We start from the raw sequence: 17,883 nt of genomic DNA, 5'->3' as shown, positions 1-17,883 counted from the left end.
CCGCCTCGACCACCGCCTCGGCCCCCTGCCCCCAGGCCTCGGCGGCCGGAGCCAGGGCGTCGAGCATGGTGCCGTCGCCGGGGGCGGCCGACCCGAGGTCGGCGAGGCCCGCGACCTCCGCGCTGAGCGCGCCGCCCCAGCCGTCGCCGCGCTCCAGCGCCTCGGCGGCCCGGAGCAGCCCCATCGCGTACAGCGCTCCGGAGCTGCCGCCGACCTCGCGCCGGACGATCCAGGACAGATGCCGGAGCAGGTGGTTCGCGTCGCCCTCGATCGGGTCGTCGAACCAGCCGTACGCGCCGCGGGCGAGGGCCTGGCCGAGGTCACCGTCGCCGACCTGCTGGTCGAGGTGGGTCAGCTCGGTCTCGCTGTCCAGGACGGCCCGGCAGGCGACGTCGATGGCACCCCGGACCCGGGCGTCCGGGGTGCCGCGGTCCTCTGGGCCGGCGACCGCCATCGGCACCGCCACGGTGGTGATCACCGGCGCGGTGGCGACATCGCGCCCCGGCCAGGCGAGGCAGCCGGTGGGCGCGTCGAGTGCGGCCAGCACGGCCTCGCCGGTCTGCTCCAGCGGCAGGAGGCTGACCGAGACCCCGGCCATGTCGAGGCTGGTCATCACCTGGCCGCAGTAGAGCCGGACCACCTCGATCCGGCGCAGCTGCAGCTCCCGGACGACGGCCCGGGCGGCGATCGACAGCTCGATCGGCGGTGTGGCACCGGCGCCGCCGACGAGGGCGACCACCCGGGCGCCGGCCCGGATACCGCGCTCGGTGGCGATCCGCGACACCATGATGTGCACCAGCTTGTCGGCCTCGGTGGCCCGGATCCGGCGGACGCCGGGCTCGCCGTGGATGCCCAGGCCCAGCTCGACCTCGTCGTCGCGCAGCTCGAAGCTCGGCGCGGTGAGGCCCGGCACGGTGCAGGGCGACAGCCCTGCGTTGACGGTGCCGATCCGGGTGGCCGCCGCCCCGGCGGCGGCCCGCACCTCCTCGAGCGGACGGCCCTGCTCGGCGAGCGCGCCGGCGACCTTCTCGACCAGGACGGTGCCGGCGAGCCCGCGGCGACCGGCGTTGTCCTCGGTCTCGGCCAGCGCGACATCATCGGCCACGAAGACCGTCTCGACCCGGTAGCCGTCGGCCCGGGCGAGCTCGGCGCCGAGCTGGAAGTTGAGCCGGTCGCCGGTGTAGTTCTTCACCACCAGCAGGCAGCCCGCGGCCCCGGTGACCGCGCGGATCGCCTGGTAGACCGCGTCCGCGCCGGGGGAGGAGAAGATGCCGCCGACCACCGCCGCGGTGAGCATGCCGGTGCCGACGAAGCCGGCGTCGGACGGGTCGTGGCCACCGCCACCGCCGGTGACCACGGCCACCGGGACGGAGTCGTCGGCCGGGCCGGTGGCATGCCGGTCCGCGCGGACGACGGTCGTACGGTCCTCCAGCAGACTCAGCCCCGGCTGCACCAGGACCAGGCCCTCGAGAGCCTCCTGCACGACATCGGACGGGTCGTTCAGCAGTTTTGCGGACATGACACCCACCATGGGCACTGCCGGGCCCGGTGGCAAGCAGTTTCGCGATGTGTCCGGGCCGACACCCCGCGGTCGACACCCCAGCAGGCGGCGCCCGGCACTCAGCAGGCGGCGCTCAGCCGACGACGATCAGCCACTCCCCCTTGACCCGGCGGCTGACCCGGGTGCGGGCGACCTCGGCCACCTCGCCGACCGCCCGTTCCACCGCGTCCGCGATCGTCGCGGCCCGCCGGTCCTCCTCGGCCCGGCCGGTCGGGTCGATGCTGAACCGGACCACCACCCAGGGCAGCCGGTCCTCCATCACCAGGTCCGGCTTGTCGAGATGGGCCAGCGCGCGGGTCGCCGCCGCCGCGACCGGCAGCACCTCACCGGGCCGGTGCCCGGGACGTACGTCGCTGATCTGGAGCTCGGCGCGATAGGACGGCATGCCCCGACCCTAGTGCTCCGCCAGGGGCACCTGGGCGGCGCGGGTGGTGGCGCACCGGACCTCGTCGAGGGGGCCGCGTTCGGCGGCCTGACGTCTGCGCAGCAGCGGGTCGGTTGTCCGGACGCCGGTGAGGGTCTGGTCGACCACCCAGGCCCAGGGGTGGATCCGGGCGCGTTCGAGGTCGGCCTGCAGCTGTTCGGCCTCGAGGACGGGTGTCGTCTCGGCCAGGGTAACGATGATCACCTTCGTGTGATCGGGGTCCTGCAGCCGCATCATCGGCGTGGTGAAACGGGCACCCGCAGGCATGTTGCGGGCGATCTCGTTGTGGTACGAGCCGGTGGCGTCCATCAGCAGCAGGGTGTGGCCGGTCGGAGCGGTGTCCATGACGACGAAGCGGCGCCCGCCCTCGGAGACCGCCCGGGAGAAGGCCTGGAAGACCGCGACCTCCTCGGTGCAGGGCGGGGAAGGCGGTCCAGGAATCTCATCGCTCGGCTCCGCAACCGGAGGAGGCCACGGCGGACTCGCCGAGGAAGTCCTGCACGACGTCCAGCACATCGGTCACGGCGGTGTAGTGCGCCCACCGGCCGCGCTGCTCACGGGTGATCAGCCCGGCCTCCACCAGCTTCTTGAGGTGATGGGAGAGGGTGGGCTGACTGATGCCGAGCGTCTCGGGCAGGTGACACGCACAGGCGGTGCCGTGCTCCGACGAACAGATGTGCGCCAGCAGCCGCACCCGAGTGGGATCCGAGAGCGCCTTGAAGATCTCGGCCAGACGCTCGGCCCGACCGACCGGCATCAGGGTGGACGGACCCGTGAGGCAGACCTCGTCGGACCCGACGAGAAGGGGCTCGACGAGGGGTGTTCCGTCCACTGCCGACTGCGCCATGACGCCAGTCTAGCCATCACATTGACAACCGTCGATGGGTCAGCCATGATCGCCATATTGATCCATCTCGATACGGGAGAACCGGTGAAGGAACTGCAGATCAGCCGACAGCAGCTCGTGGAGTCGGGTGCGAGCGAGCATCACTCGGTCGCCGGGCGGCTGAGCCGGCTGGATCGCTTCCTGCCGGTCTGGATCCTGGCGGCGATGGCAGCCGGTCTGCTGCTCGGCCGGTTCGTCCCCGGACTGCCGGCCGCCCTGGACGCGGTGAGGATCGGCTCGGTCTCGCTGCCGATCGCCATCGGCCTGCTGGTGATGATGTACCCCGTGCTGGCCAAGGTCCGCTACGACGAGACCCGCCGGGTCACCGCCGACCGCCGCCTGATGGGCCTGTCGCTGGCCCTGAACTGGGTCGTCGGCCCGGCGGTGATGTTCACCCTGGCCTGGCTGGCGCTGCCCGACCTGCCCGAGTACCGCACCGGACTGATCATCGTCGGGCTGGCCCGGTGCATCGCCATGGTGCTGATCTGGAACGACCTCGCCTGCGGTGACCGGGAGACCGCGGCCGTCCTCGTGGCGGTCAACTCGGTCTTCCAGGTGATCGCCTTCTCGGCGCTGGGCTGGTTCTACCTCCAGGTGCTGCCCGGCTGGCTGGGCCTGTCCACCACCTCGGCCGACTTCTCGTTCCGGGCGATCTTCGTCTCGGTGCTGGTCTTCCTCGGCGTGCCGCTGGTCGCGGGGTTCGGGACCCGTACGTTCGGTGAACGGGCCAAGGGTCGCGAATGGTACGAGCAGCGCTTCCTGCCCCGGATCGGCCCACTGGCCCTGTACGGCCTGCTGTTCACGATCGTCGTGCTGTTCGCCCTGCAGGGCAACCAGATCACCAGTCGCCCCTGGGACGTGGCCCGGATCGCCCTGCCCCTGGTGGCCTACTTCGCCGTCATGTGGCTCGGCGGGCTGCTGCTGTCCCGGGCTGTCGGCCTGGACTACGCACACTCCGCCACCGTCGCGTTCACCGCCGCCGGCAACAACTTCGAGCTCGCCATCGCGGTGGCCATCGGCACCTTCGGCGTCACGTCCGGCCAGGCCCTGGCCGGGGTCGTCGGCCCGCTGATCGAGGTGCCCGTCCTGGTCGGCCTGGTCTACGTCGCGCTGTGGCTGGCCCCCACGCTGTTCCCGCACGACGATCCGACCGTGCCCCGCTGACAGCCCTCCCCGAGCGCCATCGCCCCGCGCACGGAAGGCCCGCGTCCTGCCCCCGAAGGAAGGCTCCGCCATGTCGACCCCAGCCCGACCCGGGCACCGACCGTCGGTGATGTTCGTCTGCGTGCACAACGCCGGCCGCTCCCAGATGGGTGCGGCGTACGCGCGGCAGCTGTCGGGTGGCCGGGTCGAGGTCCGCTCGGCCGGCTCCGCCCCGGCCGACTCGATCAACCCGGCCGTCCGGGAGGCCATGGCGGAGGACGGCATCGACATCAGCGCCGAGACGCCGAAGATCCTCACCCCCGAGGCGGTCCGGGCCTCCGACGTGGTGATCACCATGGGGTGCGGCGATGCCTGCCCGTACTATCCCGGCAAGCGCTACGAGGACTGGGTGCTCGACGACCCGGCCGGCCGGGATCTGGCAGCGATCCGCCCGGTCCGCGACGAGATCCGCCGCCGGGTCGCCGCCCTGCTCACCGACCTGGGCGTCGACGTGCTGCGACAATGACCCCGTGCCCCGCCCCACTCGCGCCGACCTCGCCGCTGCCGCGGGGCGGACGATCCCCGACATCCTGCCCACCCCGCTGCGATTGTTGGTGGTGGGGATCAACCCCGGCCTGTGGTCGGGGGCGACCGGCGCGCACTTCGCCCGGCCGGGCAACCGGTTCTGGCCGGCCCTGTACGCCGCCGGGATCACCGACCACCTGATCGACGCCACGGCCGGGATGGCACCCGGTGACCGGGCCGCTCTGGAGGCCATCGGCCTGGGCATCACCAACCTGGTCGCCCGGGCCAGTGCCCGGGCCGACGAGCTCAGCACCGCCGAGATCCGCGCCGGCGCGGCCCGGTTGGAACGTACGGTCGGCGCGCACCGTCCCCGGGTGGTGGCGATCGTCGGGATCGGGGCCTACCGCACCGGTTTCCGCCGGCCGAAGGCCCGACCGGGGCGCCAGCCCGAGGATCTGGCCGGCGCCGAGCTGTGGGTGCTGCCCAACCCGTCCGGGCTCAACGCCCACGAGACGGTCGCCAGCCTGGCCGAGGCGTACGGCGCCGCCGCCGACGCGGCCGGGATCGTCCGCCGGACCGATGGGTGCCGAGTCGATGGGCGCCGGACCGGCGGGCTCAGCGACTGACCCGGTAGCGGACGAAGGACGGCACCAGCAGGGCGGCCAGCACCACCCCGGCCACCACCGCGACGCCGCCGCCGGCGGTCGCCGCGACCGTGCCGACCGCCGCCGCGGTCACCCCGTGCAGGGTGTCCGCCAGCCGCGGGCCGCCGGCGACCACGACGATGAAGATGCCCTGCAGCCGGCCGCGCACCTCGTCGCTGGCCGCCTCCTGCAGGATGGTCTGGCGGAACGCCGCCGAGGCCATGTCCGCGGCACCGCCGACCGCCAGCAGGCCGAGCGCGGGGGCCAGCAGCCCGGCGCCGGCGAACAGCCCGAAGCCGAGCATCGCCGCACCCCACACCACGATGCACACCACCACCGCCAGTCCCTGGCGGGTGACCCGGGAGATCCACCCCGACAGGATCCCGCCCAGCAGCGCCCCGGCGGGGATCGCCGCGAACAGCAGGGCGAACGCCGTGCCGCCCTCGGCCGGGCCGCCGAACGACTCGTGCGCCAGCTGCGGGAACAGCGCCCGCGGCATGCCGAAGGTCATCGCGATGACGTCGACCAGGAACGACATCATCAGCACCGGCTGGCCGCGCAGGTAGCCGAGCCCCTCGACCACCGAGCGCAGCCCCGGCACGCGCCGGGCCTCGCCGGCGCCCGGGGGCAGCGCCGGCAGCCGGAACGCGGCGCCCAGGGTGGCCAGCAGCAGCACGCTGTCGGCCAGGTAGAGCCAGGAGAAGCCGAGCACCGGGATCAGCGCCCCGCCGATCAGCGGTCCGGCGATCGCCCCGAATTGCATCACCGTCATGGTGAGGGAGTTCGCCGCCGGGAGCTGGCCGGCGGGCAGCAGCCGGGGCAGGATCGAGGTGCGGGTCGGCTGGTTGATCGCGAAGAACGCCTGCTGCAGCGCGAAGATCGTCAGCACCAGCCACACGTTGCCCACCGCCAGCGCCGACTGGGCCCAGAACAGCGCCGAGGTGGCGATCAGCCCGATCGTGGACAGCAGCATCAGCCGGCGTCGGTCCATCGCGTCCGCCAGCGCCCCGCCCCACAGGCCGAAGACCACCAGCGGCACCAGGCCGAACAGCCCGGTCAGGCCCACGTACGCGGAGCTGGCGGTGAGCGCGTAGATCTGCGCCGGGACCGCGACGACGGTGAGCTGGGCACCGATCACCGTGATGATGTTGGCGACCCACAGCCGGCGGAAGTGGTCGTTGTGCAGCGGGCGGGTGTCGGCGAGCAGGTGGCGTACGCCCACGATCACCCCCGCACCAGTGAACTGGAGCGGGCGCCAGGACTCGAACCTGAACCTCCACACCGGAAGTGTGGCGCCCCACCCTTGGGCCTCACCCGCATACGTCGTCTGCACGACGCGCCCCGACTCTACCCCGGCGTCACCGCTCGGAGAACTGCCGTTCCGTCGCCGGTGCGGCGGCCCGCAACGCCGCCACTCCGGCCAGCACCGCGGGGACGAGCAGCAGCCCGGCGCCGAGGTTGAGGCCGCCGTAGCCGATGCCAGCCATCACCGGGCCGCCGAGCAGGGCGGCACCGGCCCCGACGTAGTTCATCAGCGCGTCGTTGGCCCCCTGCAGCGGGACCCGGACCTCACCGGAGTCCACCCCGGCGAGCAGGGCGGAAGCCGCGATGATCGAGGCCGACCAGCCCAGCCCGAGCAGGACCAGCGCGGTGGAGGTCAGCTCGAGCCGGCCGTTCGCGGCGACCAGGCCGGTGACCACCGCCGCCAGCAGCACGCCGAGCCCCAGCCCGGCGACCTTCATCGCCCCGACCCGGTCCGCCAACCAGCCGAACGCGGGGCTCAGCGCGTACATGCCGAGGATGTGCAGGCTGATCACCAGCCCGATCACCTCGAGCTGATGACCGTGGCCGTGCAGGTGGATCGGCGTCATCGACATCACCCCGACCATCACCCCGTGCGCGACGGCGGTGAGCAGCACCGCGAACCGCGCCGTCGGGTGCCGCATCGCCCAGGCCAGGGCCTGCGGGGCACCCACCCGCCGGCCCGTCGCCGCCGGCGCGCCCCCCGCGCCGGGGAGCGGCCCGCGGGGCAGGAACATCACCACCACCGAGGCGAGCAGGAAGGCCACCACGCCGAACAGGTACGACCCGGACAGCTCCGGCAGCCCGAGCGAGCGCCCGAGCACGTCGCCGTACGCGGCCAGGTTGGGACCCAGCGCCGAGCCGATCGTGGTGGCCCAGAAGACCAGCGACATCCAGGTCGCCCGGCGCGGCCCGGCGGCGAAGTCCGCGCCGGCGTAGCGGGTCTGCAGGTTGGTGGCCTGGGCGGCACCGAACAGCACCAGCGCCACGAACAGCACGATCGCCGAGTGCAGCACCGCGCCACCCACCACCGCGGCGGCGCCGACCGCCGCCAGCCGGTAGCCGAGCCCCAGGGCGGCCCGCCGGCCGCGCCGGGCGGCCAGCTGGGCCAGCGGCACGGCGGCGATCGCCGCGCCGAGCACGGACAGCGCCTGGCCGAACCCGGAGAACGCGGTGCCGGCGATCTGCTGGATCAGCAGGGCGCCGACGGCGATGCCGGAGGCCACGCCGACGCCGCCGAGCACGTTGGTCAGCATGAGCAGGAGGATGGGGCGCTTCACAGCCGCCCAGTCTGTCACGATCCGGATACCCCCGGGGGATATCCGCCGCGTACGCTGGAACGGTGCCGCCACGCTCCCCGCTGCCCCGCCGTCACGGGCTGGAGGCCGCCTGGGTCCGCACCCCCGACGCGGACCGGCCGGCGCCGTGGCCGACGATGCGCGACTTCCTGGCGGACCGGCTGGCGGCCGACGCCCCGGTGGAGTCGATGCTGCGTGCGGGCCGGTTCGTCGGCGCCGACGGCACGCCGTTCACCGGCGCCGAGGCGTACGCCCCGCACACCTTCGTCTGGTTCCACCGCGACCTGCGCGAGGAGCCGGTGGTCCCGTTCCGGATCGGTGTCCTGCACCGCGACGAGCGCCTGGTGGTGGTCGACAAGCCGCATTTCCTGTCCACCATCCCGCGCGGCCGCCACGTCACCCAGTCGGTGGTGGTCCGGCTGCGCGAGGCCCTCGACCTGCCGGAACTGTCCCCCGCGCACCGGCTGGACCGGCTCACCGCCGGCGTGCTGCTGCTGACCACCGAACGCCGCTGGCGGGCCCCCTACCAGCAGGTGTTCGAGCATCGGCTGGCCCGCAAGACCTACACCGCGCTGGCCCCGGTCCGCCCCGGCCTGACGTTCCCCCTTGAGGTCGCCAACCACCTGCACAAGCGCCGCGGTGTGCTGCAGGCCGACGTCGTGGCCGGCCGGGCGCCGAACACGCACACCACCGTCGAGCTGGTCGAGACCCGCGGGACGTACGGCCGCTACCGGCTCACCCCGACCACCGGCAAGACCCACCAGCTGCGGGTCCACCTCACCGGGCTGGGCATCCCGATCCTCGGCGACCCGCTCTACCCGGAGGTCCTCGACGTCGACATCGACGACTTCACCACCCCGCTCGAGCTGGTCGCCCGGACCCTGTCCTTCCCCGATCCGATCAGCGGGCAGCCCCGTACGTTCACCAGCGCCATCGGGCACACCTGGCCGGACGGGACAGAGCACACCTGGCCGGACGGGAGCGGGCACACCCGGCCGTGAGAAACTGACCGGCATGTCCTGCCCGGTCCGCATCCTCTTCCACTCCCCGCGCATCCCGCACAACACCGGCGCCACCATCCGGCTGGCCGCGATCACCGGCGCGCCGCTGCACCTGGCCGGGCCACTGGGCTTCTCGATGGACGACACCCACCTGAAGCGGGCCGGCCTCGACTACCACGACATGGCGAACGTCTGCGTCCATGACGACCTCGAAGCGGCGTACGCGGCCCTGCTGCCGGCCCGGGTCTTCGCGTTCACCGCACAGGCGACCGTACGCCACACCGACGTCAGCTACCGGCCGGGCGATGTGCTGCTCTTCGGGCCGGAGCCGACCGGGCTGGACCCGGCGGTGCTCGCCGACCCGCGGGTGAGCGAGCAGATCCGGATCCCGATGCGCCCCGGCAACCGGTCGCTCAACCTCTCCAACGCCACCGCGATCGCGGTGTACGAGGCGTGGCGTCAGTTCGGCTTCCCTGGGGCGGTCTGAGGTCCGAGGTCCCACGCCTGAGGTCCGAGGTCCGGACACCCCGGGAACGATACCCCCTGGGGTAATCGACTAGGCTGTCGGCATGAGCCTGTCCCCCTGCGCCGTCTCCGTCCCGCTGATGCTGGGTCTGGTGGTCGGCGTCACCGTGCATCCGGTCGCCGGCATCGTGCTGGGGATCGCCGTGCTCGCCTGGAACGTCGTCCGGGCCCGGCGGGGCAAGGACTGCACCACCTGCAGCTGGCCCCGGCGCCCGCAGTGAGACGGCGTCGACCCTGAGACCTAGAATCGCCGCATGGCACACGACCACGACCACGGTGCCGCCCCACGGCGCCGGCTGGTGGTCGCCCTGGCGATCACCGCGACCGTCCTGGTGGCCGAGGTCGTCGGCGCTGTCCTGACCCGCAGTCTGTCGCTGCTCACCGATGCCGCCCACATGCTCACCGATGTGGCCGGGCTGGCGATGGCGATGGCGGCCGCCGGCCTGGCCACCCGGCCGGCGGACGAGCGGCGGACCTGGGGGTTCCGTCGGGCCGAGGTGATCTCGGCCCAGTGGCAGGCGGCGATCCTGCTCGCCGTCGGTGTGTACGCGCTGATCGACGGGGTCCGACGGTTGGCGGAGCCGCCGCAGGTGCCCTCCGGTGCCCTGCTGGTCTTCGGCATCATCGGCCTGACCGGCAACCTCGCCTCGCTGGGGGTCCTGCTCGGTCACCGCGACGTCAACCTCAACCTGCGCGCCGCCTTCCTCGAGGTCGCCAACGATGCGCTCGGCTCGGTGGCGGTGATCGTCTCCGCCGTGCTGATCGCGACCCTCGGCTGGCTGCGCGCCGACGCGCTGGCGGCGATGGTGATCGCCGTGTTGATCATCCCGCGCACCCTGGCGCTGTTGCGCTACTCCACCACCGTGCTGCTGGAATCGGCGCCGAAGGGGCTCGACCTGGCCGACGTGCGCCGTCACCTGCTGGAGCTGGACCACGTGCTGGAGGTGCACGACCTGCACGCCAGCATGATCGCCACCGGCCTGCCGGTGCTCAGCGCGCACGTCGTGGTCACCGATGAGTGCTTCACCACCGGCGCGGCGCCACAGCTGCTGGACGCCCTGCAGGCCTGCGTCGCCGGGCATTTCCCGGTGTCGGTGGAGCATTCGACGTTCCAGCTGGAGCCCCCGGGGCACCGCGCTCACGAGGAGATGCCGGGCGTGTAGGCTGGGCCCAGCATTACGCGGTGCCCGAGGAAGCCGGTGAGATTCCGGCACGGTCGCGCCACTGTGAGTCCAAGTCAGGAACTCGGCCCGCGTCAACCGCGACTGGGACGCGCCATCCCGGAGAGGACACCATGAGCGATCCGTGCATCTGCTGCGCTCACGACCGCACCGCCTGACGCGCCCCGTACCAGACGTGGAGCGCGCCCGGCCCGAATCTCTCGGTCCGATTCCACTCACTCGTATCCACAGGACCCTCAGCGGTCCGGGCGCGCCTCCACCCCATGGAGGACAGATGACCATCACCCCATCCGTGACTATCACCCCACCCGATGCGGACCTGTACGCGGCCGCGCTCGCCCACTGCGACACGTTGGCGATGCCGACCGGTGCCCTGAACGGCCTGGTCGAGCTCGGCTGCTGGATCGCGTCCGCCCAGGGCCAGGTGCCCCCGGCGCCACTGGACAATGTCCGCACCGTCGTCTTCGCGGGTGACCACGGCGTGGCCGCCGACGGCGTGTCGGTCTACCCGACCGCGATCACCGTCGGCATGGTGCACGGCATCCTCGCCGGCAAGGCGGGGATCAGCGTGATCGCCCGCCAGCACGGCATCCACGTACGCCTCCTCGACATCGGCGTGGACGCCGAGCTGGCGGTGCCGCCCGAGGTGACCGCCCACAAGGTGCGGCGCGGCTCGGGCAACATCCGGGTCGAGGACGCCCTGACCCGGGCCGAGGCCGAGCGGGCGCTCGCCGCGGGCGAGGCGATCGCCGCCGAGGAGATCGCCGCCGGGGCGCAGCTGCTGATCGCCGGCGACCTGGGCATCGGCAACACCACCCCGTCGGCCGCGCTGATCGCCGCCACGTACGGCGTGCCGGCGGTCGAGGCGACCGGCATCGGCACCGGTCTGGACGAGACCGGCCGGCTGCGCAAGGCCGCCGTGATCGACGAGGCGATCGCCCGCTGCGGGGACCGGCTCGCCGACCCGATCGAACGACTCGCCTGTCTCGGCTCGGCCGACATCGCGGCCGCCACCGGCTTCATGATCGCCGCCGCCCGCGCCGGGGTGCCGATCCTCGTCGACGGCGTGATCGCCGGCGCCGAGGCGACGATGGCCGAGTCCATCGCGCCGGGCGCCAAGGACTGGATGCGCGCCGGCCACCGCTCCCCCGAGCCCGGCCTGTCGTACGCCATCGACAGGCTGGGGCTCTCGCCGATCCTCGACCTGGGGCTGCGCCTCGGTGAGGGCAGCGGCGCCGCCGCCGCGGTGCCGCTGGTGCGCTCCGGCATCGCCCTGATGCGCGAGATGGCGACCCTTGCCGATGTCAGCTGACTCCGGGTCGGCCGACGGCTGGCGGCTCGCCGCGGGGACCCTCACCCGGATCCCCGCGGGAGCGATCAGCCAGGTGACCCGGCCGATCGCCCGGACGGCGATGCTGGTCGGGTCGGTGGTGGTGGTGCCGGTCGCGCTGGTGGCCGGCCTCGTCGGCCGGGCCGCCGTCCTCCTCGGGGCCCCGGCGCTGGTCGGCGGCCTGTTGGTGGTCGGCATCGTCGCGCAGCTCAGCCGGTCGATCCACTGGGACGGGCTCGCCGACACCGCCGACGGGCTCGGCTCCTCCTGGGACCGCGACCGGGCCCTCGACATCATGCGCACCGGCGACGTCGGCCCGATGGGCGCCGGGACGCTGGTCGTGGTGCTCGGGCTGCAGGCGGCATCGTACGGTGCGCTGCTGGCGAAGCCGCTCGGCTGGCTGATCGTCGCCGCACTCGTCGCCGCCTCACGGGCCGCACTGGTGCTGGGCTGCCTGCGGGCCGTCCCGGCCGCCCGGCCGGAAGGGCTCGGCCAGGCGGTGGCCGGGTCGGTGCCGTGGTACGGCGCGGCGGGCGTCTGGCTGGTCTGGGCCGCGGTGCTGTCGGGCGTCGCCGTGCTCAGCGGGACGGGCTGGTGGGCCGGCGCGGTCGCCGCCGCCGGCGGGCCGGGCGCCGCCGGGGCATTGCTGTGGTGGTGCGTCCGCCGACTCGGTGGGATCACCGGTGACGTCCTCGGCGCGACGGTCGAGGCGGCCGCCACCGGCCTGGCCGTGCTGGCGGCGGTGGCGTGGTGACCCGGGTGGGGACCCGCCCGGTGGGCGGCGCAGTGCGCCGCACCCGGGCGGCCCGCGGCCTGGGACTGGCGCTCGGGTACGGACTGGACCGGTGGCTCGGCGACCCCCGTCGGGGGCACCCGGTGGCGGCGTACGGCCGGGCGGCGGCAGCGCTGGAGCGCCGGACGTACGCCGACTCGGTCGCCGCCGGGGCCGGCCACGTCGGGCTCCTCGTCGGGTCGGCGTGGCTCGGCGCCACGGTGGTGGACCGGGCGGTCCGCCGCTCGCCGGTCGCGCTGACCGCCTGGACCGCCCTGGTCACCTGGACCGTGCTGGGCGGCCGGTCACTGGAGCGGGAGGCATCGGCGGTGGCCCGGCACCTCGAACGCGACGACCTGGCGGCCGCTCGTGAGCAGGTCAGCCACATCGTCAGCCGCGACCCGGCGGCGCTGGACGCCGCGGGCGTCACCCGGGCGGCGATCGAGTCGCTGGCCGAGAACACCTCCGACGCCGTCGTCGCACCGCTCGTCTGGGGTGCCGTCGCCGGCGCGCCGGGCATGGTCGCGCACCGGGCGATCAACACCCTCGACGCGATGATCGGCTACCGCAACGAGCGGTACGAACGGTACGGAAAGGTGGCGGCCCGGCTGGACGACGTCGTCAACTGGCTGCCCGCCCGGCTGGGCGCCACCCTGGCCGCGGGGAGATCAGCCGCCGCCCGACGGGCCGTCCGGGAGGACTCCGCGGCGCACCCGAGCCCGAACGGCGGCCGGATCGAGGCGGCCTTCGCCGGCTCGCTCGGCATCCGGCTCGGCGGCGCGAACGCGTACGGCGGGAAGGTCGAGGACCGCGGCGTGCTGGGTGACGGGCGCCCGGCGCAGCCCCGGGACATGGCCCGGGCGGTCCGGCTGGCCCGCCGGGTGCAACGCGGCACGCTGGCGGTGGCGCTGGCCGCGGTCGGCAGCCTCGCGGCGCTCGACCGGGTCCGGACCGATCCGGCGCCGGGGCCCCGACACCACGGTTGACTACCCTGATCGCATGGCCGATCACCACGTACGCCCCGCCGTCCCCCATGCCCCCGACGGCGCGGGGCTCTGCCTGACGGGGCGGCTCTGAATGGGCACCTGGCTGGCCCTGCTGATCGCCGTCCCGCTGGTCGGCTGGCTCGCGGCGATCGCCATCGGGGCGCCGCACCGGGAACGACGCCGGCTCGCCGAGCTGCGCCGCGGGGCCGAGGCGCGCGGCTGGACCTACACCGACGACGCCTCCCGGCTGCGCCCGCGCCCGCCCCGGCTGCGGGAGTGGCAGCGCCGGGTGCGGTTCCGCGAGGGGTTCGCCGGCACCTACCACGACCTGCCGTTCTGCGTCGCCCACGTCACCCACGAGTCCCCCGCCGCCCACGGGTCCCATGTCACCCCTGGGTCGGGGGCCGCTGAGGGCGGGTCCCGGCGCACCCACGCGACGATCTGCTGGACCCGGCTGCCGTTCCCGCTCAATGAGGTGCGGATCGTCCCGGTCGAGCTGCTCGACGAGCGCCGTCGGCAGGTCGGCGGCACGGTCCACCACACCGGGCATGCCGCCTTCGACGCCCGGTTCGCGATCCTCACCGACGATGAGCTGCTCGGCCGGATGGTGGTCGGGCCCCGGGCCCGTACGCTGCTGATGTCCATGCAGGTCCCGTGGAGCGTCACCCTGCAGGGCGTCAGCATCGTCGCCGAACGCCTCGACCGGGTGCCGCAGAGCACCGAGGACGCTCTCAACGGGGTGGCCATCCTCGCGTCCGTGGCACACGCGCTGACCGGCGGCCCGCGCCCCTGACCCCTGACCGGCGGCCCGCGCCCCCGGGTCGCCGGCTATCGTGTGCGGCTACCGGCGCGCGGACAGCGCCTCGCGGACCTGCTTGCGCAGCACCTTGCCCAGCATCGAGCGGGGCAGCTCCCCCTCGGCTGTGACCACCCGGCGCGGCACCTTGTACGCAGCGAGCAGCCCGCGACAGTGGGTCCGCAGCGCCTCCTCCTCGACCACCGCACCGGGCTCGGTCTCGATCACCGCGACGACCGTCTCCGCACCGTCCTCGCGCCACTCGCCGACCACTGCCACGTCCTTCACCCCGGGGAACGTACGGATCGCCTCCTCGACCTCGGAGGGGGCGACGTTGAAGCCGCCGGTGATGATCAGTTCCTTGGCCCGGTCGACGATGGTGGTGTAGCCCTCCGGGTCGACCACGACCAGGTCGCCGGTGCGCAGCCAGCCGCCCGGCAGCAGGGTCTTCGCGGTCTCCTCGGGGTTGTGCCAGTAGCCCTGGAAGACCTGTGGGCCCTTGAGCAGCAGTTCGCCGCGCTCTCCCCGGGCCACCTCCCGGGTCGGGTCGTCGGGGTCGACGACCTTCATCAGGGTGGACGGGAACGGCACCCCGATGGTGCCGGTGCGCCGGGTCGGCCAGAACGGGTTGCCGAGCGCCACCGGGGACGACTCGGTCATCCCGTAGCCCTCGACCAGCAGCCCGCCGGAGACCGATTCCCACAGCTCGACGATCGGGTCGGTGAGCGCCATCGCGCCGGAGATGCAGAACTTCGCCGACTTCAGCGAGACCCCGCGCTCGATCGCCGCCTTCGCGGTCCGTTCGTAGATCGGCGGCACGGCGCAGTAGACCGTCGGCGGGAACCGCTTGGCCGCCTTCAGCACCAGATCCACGTCGAACTTCGGGAACAGCACCAGGTTCGCCTGCCGCAGCACGCCGTAGGTCAGATAGAGCGTCATCCCGAAGGCGTGGAACATCGGCAGCACCGCGTAGAAGACCTCCTTGCGGTACTCGGCGTCCTGCATCCAGGCCTTGCCCTGCAGGGCATTGGCGTGGAGATTGAAATGGGTGAGCATCGCCCCCTTGGGATGCCCGGTGGTGCCGGAGGTGTACTGGATCACCGCCAGGTCCTCGACCGTGGGCCGCGCCACCTCGGGGTCGACGGGGCGGTGGGCCAGCAACCGGCGCCACGGCAGGGTGTCCTGCGTCGGGGCGGTCAGCGAGTCCCGGGTCGCGCGCAGCTTCTTCACCGGCAGCCGTAGCGCGGCGCGCAGCGCGAGCGGGAACTCCGCCAGCATGTTCACCGCGACGATCGTCGTCGGGCGGTGCTCAGCGGGGAACTCCTGCAGCTTCGCCACCGAGGCGTCCCAGGCGATCGCCACCCGCGCTCCGTGGTCGGCGAACAGCTCGTCCAGCTCGCGGGTGGTGTAGAGCGGGTTGTGCTCGACCACCACCGCGCCCAGGCGCAGCACGGCGTAGAACGCGACGACGTGCTGGGGGCAGTTCGGCAGCACGATCGCGACCCGGTCGCCGGGGCGTACGCCCAGCTCCCGCAGCCCCTCCGCGGCACGGAACACCTGGTCGCCCAGCTGGGTGTACGTCGTGGTGCGGCCGAAGAACGTCATCGCGATCGAGGCGCCGCCCTCGGCCACCGATCGTTCGAACATCTCCACCAGCGAGGTGGTCGGCAGGTCGATCTCGGCGGGGACGCCCGGCTGGTAGGCGGCGACCCACGGCGGCACCGGGGGCACGGCTGGCGAGGGGGACACGGATGGCGCGGTCATGCCTGAAGGTTACGCGACCGTAGGTGGGCCGCAAGGGCCGGTCAGCGCTTGCGCCCCTTGGTCCGGCCCCACGGACGCCCGGTCCAGGCCAGGTAGCCCCCGGTGGCGCCGAGGATGCCCCACATCCCGGCCAGCACCGGGCCGGCGAACCGACCCAGCCGCTCGGTGTTGGCGACCAGGATGTTGGACCCGCCGCCGATCATCGCGGCGACGATCAGCCCGAGCACCAGCCGGTCGGTCATCCCCTCGGCCCGGGCGACCAGCGGCTCGAGCTCCTCGGCGCGCAGGTTGACGTCCATCCCGTCCTTGTCGAGGCGCTCCAGCAGTCGCCGGGCGTACGAGGGCACCTCGGTGCTGAGCATCACCGCGTCGAGGGTGGCCTCGCGGGCCCGGCCGACCCAGTAGCGCGGGTCGAGCCGCTGCAGCAGCAGGCGCTCGGCGAACGGGTTCAGCGCATCCTCGAGCCGGAAGGTCGGGTCCAGCTGTCGGCCCAGCCCGTCGACGATGGTCAGCATCCGCACCAGCAGGACGATGTCGGCGGGCAGCGCCAGGCGCTGGTTGCGGACGATCCGGAACAGGTACATCCCCACGTCGACCATCCGGACGTCGGTCAGCCGGCGCCCCTCCATCGAGGCGAGCAGCCCGGTGACCTCCCGGCGCAGCGCCTGACGGTCCAGCCGGCCGCGGGGCGGTGCCAGCGCGACCAGCGCCTCGGCGACCACGTTCGGGTCGTTGCGATACATCCCGACGATGATCGCGGCGAACTGCCGGGTCATCGTCGGGCTCATCTGCCCGATCATCCCGAAGTCGATCACCCCGATGGCGCCGTCGGGCTCGATCAGCAGGTTGCCGGAGTGCGGGTCGGCGTGGAACCTGCCCATCTCGAAGACCATCCGCAGCAGCATCTCGCAGCTGCGCAGCGCCAGCGAGTGCCGGTCGACCCCCTCGGCGTCGAGGGCGGCGACGTCGTCCACCCGGATGCCGGTCAGCCGCTCCATGGTGAGCACCCGGGTGGAGCTGGTGTCCCAGTGGATCCACGGGATGTGGATCCGCTTGTCGCCGGCGAAGAAGGCGCCGAACTCCTCGCAGGCGTGCGCCTCGACGGTGTAGTCCATCTCGGTGCGCAGCGACCGGCTGAACTCCTCCACCAGCCCGGTCACCCCGATGTCGGAGAAGAAGCCGGAATTGCGCTCCAGGTGCCGGGCGATGTTGCCGAGGATCTCCAGGTCCTCACTGACCTTGTCCACCACCCCGGGCTTGCGGACCTTGACCACCACGTCGCGCCCGTCGTGCAGCACCGCCGCGTGCACCTGGCCGATCGAGGCCGTCGCCATCGGGACCTCCTCGAAGGAGCCGAACAGCTCGGTGACATCGGCCCCCAGGTCGGCGCGGACCACCGCCCGGATGTCGTCGACGGGCAGGGCCGGCTGGCTGTCGGTCAGCGTGCCCAGCGCGTCGCAGTAGGCGTCGGGCAGCAGGTCGTGGCGCATCGACAGGGCCTGGCCGAACTTCACGTACGTGGTGCCGAGATCCCGGAAGGTCTGCACGAGGATCTCGGGACGGATGTCGTCGTCCTCGCGGGGATTGACATAGCCGTGCCCGAGCGAGGGCAGCCAGCGCCCCAGACCGGCCTGGTAGGCCGTGGCGTAGAGGCCGTTGCGGGAGAGCACCTGGGCGATCTCGCGGTACCGCTGGAGGTGACCGGGCATGGGACCACCGTACATGGCACCCGTCGTGGAACGATG

At 73.3% G+C, this 17,883-nt stretch carries 19 protein-coding genes, 1 tRNA gene and 1 riboswitch; of the genes, 11 read left to right on the top strand and 9 right to left on the bottom strand.

Translation table 11 applies throughout. From position 1 onward, the window contains the following. From VB059_RS06005 to VB059_RS05990, 4 genes are all read right to left on the bottom strand, one after another. Positions 1-1,519 (bottom strand): dihydroxyacetone kinase subunit DhaK (locus VB059_RS06005; protein WP_323421116.1); only part of this gene is annotated, 1,519 nt, incomplete at its 3' end. A 115-nt stretch (positions 1,520-1,634) separates the two neighbouring features. After that, on the bottom strand, positions 1,635-1,946 hold the full coding sequence (locus VB059_RS06000) for a hypothetical protein (RefSeq protein WP_323421115.1): 312 nt from the start codon (positions 1,944-1,946) through the stop codon (positions 1,635-1,637). 9 nt (positions 1,947-1,955) lie between these two features. Further along, the gene (locus tag VB059_RS05995) at positions 1,956-2,501 is read right to left on the bottom strand and encodes an ArsA-related P-loop ATPase (protein WP_323421114.1); all 546 of its coding nucleotides are present in this window, start codon (positions 2,499-2,501) and stop codon (positions 1,956-1,958) included. Further along, the gene (locus VB059_RS05990) at positions 2,428-2,832 is read right to left on the bottom strand and encodes an ArsR/SmtB family transcription factor (protein WP_416339508.1); all 405 of its coding nucleotides are present in this window, start codon (positions 2,830-2,832) and stop codon (positions 2,428-2,430) included. The genes VB059_RS05995 and VB059_RS05990 overlap by 74 nt, the downstream gene beginning before the upstream one ends. Before the next feature lie 93 nt (positions 2,833-2,925). On the opposite strand from VB059_RS05990, the gene arsB reads away from it, so the two are divergent. The 3 genes from arsB (at position 2,926) to VB059_RS05975 (ending at position 5,165) form a co-directional block, all read left to right on the top strand. Continuing rightward, positions 2,926-4,035, top strand: coding sequence for an ACR3 family arsenite efflux transporter (gene arsB, locus VB059_RS05985; RefSeq protein ID WP_416339509.1), 1,110 nt, complete (start codon positions 2,926-2,928; stop codon positions 4,033-4,035). Positions 4,036-4,105: 70 nt separating this feature from the next. Continuing rightward, entirely contained in the window at positions 4,106-4,540 is a 435-nt protein-coding gene (locus tag VB059_RS05980; protein WP_323421113.1) for an arsenate reductase ArsC, read from the top strand. 4 nt (positions 4,541-4,544) lie between these two features. Next, entirely contained in the window at positions 4,545-5,165 is a 621-nt protein-coding gene (locus VB059_RS05975; protein WP_323421112.1) for a mismatch-specific DNA-glycosylase, read from the top strand. Here VB059_RS05975 and VB059_RS05970 read toward each other — a convergent pair. The 3 genes from VB059_RS05970 to VB059_RS05960 form a co-directional block, all read right to left on the bottom strand. Beyond that, positions 5,155-6,405, bottom strand: a complete 1,251-nt coding sequence (locus VB059_RS05970) for an MFS transporter (RefSeq protein ID WP_323421111.1) — start codon at positions 6,403-6,405, stop codon at positions 5,155-5,157. The genes VB059_RS05975 and VB059_RS05970 overlap by 11 nt on opposite strands. Before the next feature lie 22 nt (positions 6,406-6,427). Continuing rightward, a tRNA-Gly gene (locus VB059_RS05965) sits at positions 6,428-6,501 on the bottom strand. 40 nt (positions 6,502-6,541) lie between these two features. Beyond that, positions 6,542-7,765: an MFS transporter gene (locus VB059_RS05960; RefSeq protein ID WP_323421110.1), complete on the bottom strand. Its 1,224-nt coding sequence runs from the start codon at positions 7,763-7,765 to the stop codon at positions 6,542-6,544. A 155-nt stretch (positions 7,766-7,920) separates the two neighbouring features. Between VB059_RS05960 and VB059_RS05955 the strand changes: the two genes are divergently transcribed. From VB059_RS05955 to VB059_RS05920, 8 genes are all read left to right on the top strand, one after another. Further along, the gene (locus VB059_RS05955) at positions 7,921-8,784 is read left to right on the top strand and encodes a pseudouridine synthase (RefSeq protein ID WP_323421117.1); all 864 of its coding nucleotides are present in this window, start codon (positions 7,921-7,923) and stop codon (positions 8,782-8,784) included. Positions 8,785-8,797: 13 nt separating this feature from the next. Beyond that, positions 8,798-9,271 carry a tRNA (cytidine(34)-2'-O)-methyltransferase gene (locus VB059_RS05950; RefSeq protein WP_323421109.1) on the top strand — a complete coding sequence of 158 codons (474 nt, stop codon included), beginning with the start codon at positions 8,798-8,800 and terminating at the stop codon, positions 9,269-9,271. Between the two features lie 82 nt (positions 9,272-9,353). Continuing rightward, the gene (locus VB059_RS05945; RefSeq protein WP_323421108.1) at positions 9,354-9,530 is read left to right on the top strand and encodes a hypothetical protein; all 177 of its coding nucleotides are present in this window, start codon (positions 9,354-9,356) and stop codon (positions 9,528-9,530) included. A gap of 33 nt (positions 9,531-9,563) precedes the next feature. Further along, positions 9,564-10,472 carry a cation diffusion facilitator family transporter gene (locus tag VB059_RS05940; protein ID WP_323421107.1) on the top strand — a complete coding sequence of 303 codons (909 nt, stop codon included), beginning with the start codon at positions 9,564-9,566 and terminating at the stop codon, positions 10,470-10,472. Continuing rightward, positions 10,455-10,577: riboswitch (cobalamin riboswitch) on the top strand. (Overlaps the previous gene by 18 nt.) A 187-nt stretch (positions 10,578-10,764) precedes the next feature. Beyond that, entirely contained in the window at positions 10,765-11,802 is a 1,038-nt protein-coding gene (gene cobT / locus VB059_RS05935; protein WP_323421106.1) for a nicotinate-nucleotide--dimethylbenzimidazole phosphoribosyltransferase, read from the top strand. Then, positions 11,792-12,574 (top strand): adenosylcobinamide-GDP ribazoletransferase, encoded by a 783-nt coding sequence (locus tag VB059_RS05930; RefSeq protein WP_323421105.1) that lies wholly within the window; start codon positions 11,792-11,794, stop codon positions 12,572-12,574. Before cobT ends, VB059_RS05930 begins: the two co-directional genes overlap by 11 nt. Positions 12,575-12,579: 5 nt before the next feature. After that, positions 12,580-13,578, top strand: a complete 999-nt coding sequence (gene cbiB / locus VB059_RS05925; protein ID WP_323421104.1) for an adenosylcobinamide-phosphate synthase CbiB — start codon at positions 12,580-12,582, stop codon at positions 13,576-13,578. A gap of 91 nt (positions 13,579-13,669) precedes the next feature. Continuing rightward, the gene (locus VB059_RS05920) at positions 13,670-14,371 is read left to right on the top strand and encodes a hypothetical protein (RefSeq protein ID WP_323421103.1); all 702 of its coding nucleotides are present in this window, start codon (positions 13,670-13,672) and stop codon (positions 14,369-14,371) included. 48 nt (positions 14,372-14,419) lie between these two features. Here VB059_RS05920 and VB059_RS05915 read toward each other — a convergent pair whose 3' ends face one another. Continuing rightward, entirely contained in the window at positions 14,420-16,138 is a 1,719-nt protein-coding gene (locus VB059_RS05915; RefSeq protein WP_323421102.1) for a long-chain-fatty-acid--CoA ligase, read from the bottom strand. Positions 16,139-16,179: 41 nt separating this feature from the next. Continuing rightward, complete coding sequence (locus VB059_RS05910) at positions 16,180-17,847, bottom strand: ABC1 kinase family protein (RefSeq protein ID WP_323421101.1); 1,668 nt, start codon at positions 17,845-17,847, stop codon at positions 16,180-16,182. Between the last annotated feature and the right edge of the window lie 36 nt (positions 17,848-17,883).

The organism is Raineyella sp. (assembly GCF_034933565.1).
In the GTDB taxonomy this organism is placed as follows: Bacteria; Actinomycetota; Actinomycetes; order Propionibacteriales; family Propionibacteriaceae; genus Raineyella.
This window is presented reverse-complemented; position numbering and strand designations above follow the sequence as displayed.

Excerpts from the sequence above, each read along its gene's own strand:
- cobT (WP_323421106.1), top strand. The coding sequence starts at position 10,765 with ATGACCATCACCCCATCCGTGACTATCACCCCACCCGATGCGGACCTG.
- VB059_RS05910 (WP_323421101.1), bottom strand. The coding sequence starts at position 17,847 with ATGCCCGGTCACCTCCAGCGGTACCGCGAGATCGCCCAGGTGCTCTCC.
- VB059_RS05980 (WP_323421113.1), top strand. The coding sequence starts at position 4,106 with ATGTCGACCCCAGCCCGACCCGGGCACCGACCGTCGGTGATGTTCGTC.
- VB059_RS05945 (WP_323421108.1), top strand. The coding sequence starts at position 9,354 with ATGAGCCTGTCCCCCTGCGCCGTCTCCGTCCCGCTGATGCTGGGTCTG.
- VB059_RS06000 (WP_323421115.1), bottom strand. The coding sequence starts at position 1,946 with ATGCCGTCCTATCGCGCCGAGCTCCAGATCAGCGACGTACGTCCCGGG.
- VB059_RS05930 (WP_323421105.1), top strand. The coding sequence starts at position 11,792 with ATGTCAGCTGACTCCGGGTCGGCCGACGGCTGGCGGCTCGCCGCGGGG.
- VB059_RS05990 (WP_416339508.1), bottom strand. The coding sequence starts at position 2,832 with ATGGCGCAGTCGGCAGTGGACGGAACACCCCTCGTCGAGCCCCTTCTC.
- VB059_RS05915 (WP_323421102.1), bottom strand. The coding sequence starts at position 16,138 with ATGACCGCGCCATCCGTGTCCCCCTCGCCAGCCGTGCCCCCGGTGCCG.
- VB059_RS05920 (WP_323421103.1), top strand. The coding sequence starts at position 13,670 with ATGGGCACCTGGCTGGCCCTGCTGATCGCCGTCCCGCTGGTCGGCTGG.
- VB059_RS05955 (WP_323421117.1), top strand. The coding sequence starts at position 7,921 with ATGCGCGACTTCCTGGCGGACCGGCTGGCGGCCGACGCCCCGGTGGAG.
- VB059_RS05950 (WP_323421109.1), top strand. The coding sequence starts at position 8,798 with ATGTCCTGCCCGGTCCGCATCCTCTTCCACTCCCCGCGCATCCCGCAC.
- VB059_RS05940 (WP_323421107.1), top strand. The coding sequence starts at position 9,564 with ATGGCACACGACCACGACCACGGTGCCGCCCCACGGCGCCGGCTGGTG.
- VB059_RS05995 (WP_323421114.1), bottom strand. The coding sequence starts at position 2,501 with ATGTGCTGGACGTCGTGCAGGACTTCCTCGGCGAGTCCGCCGTGGCCT.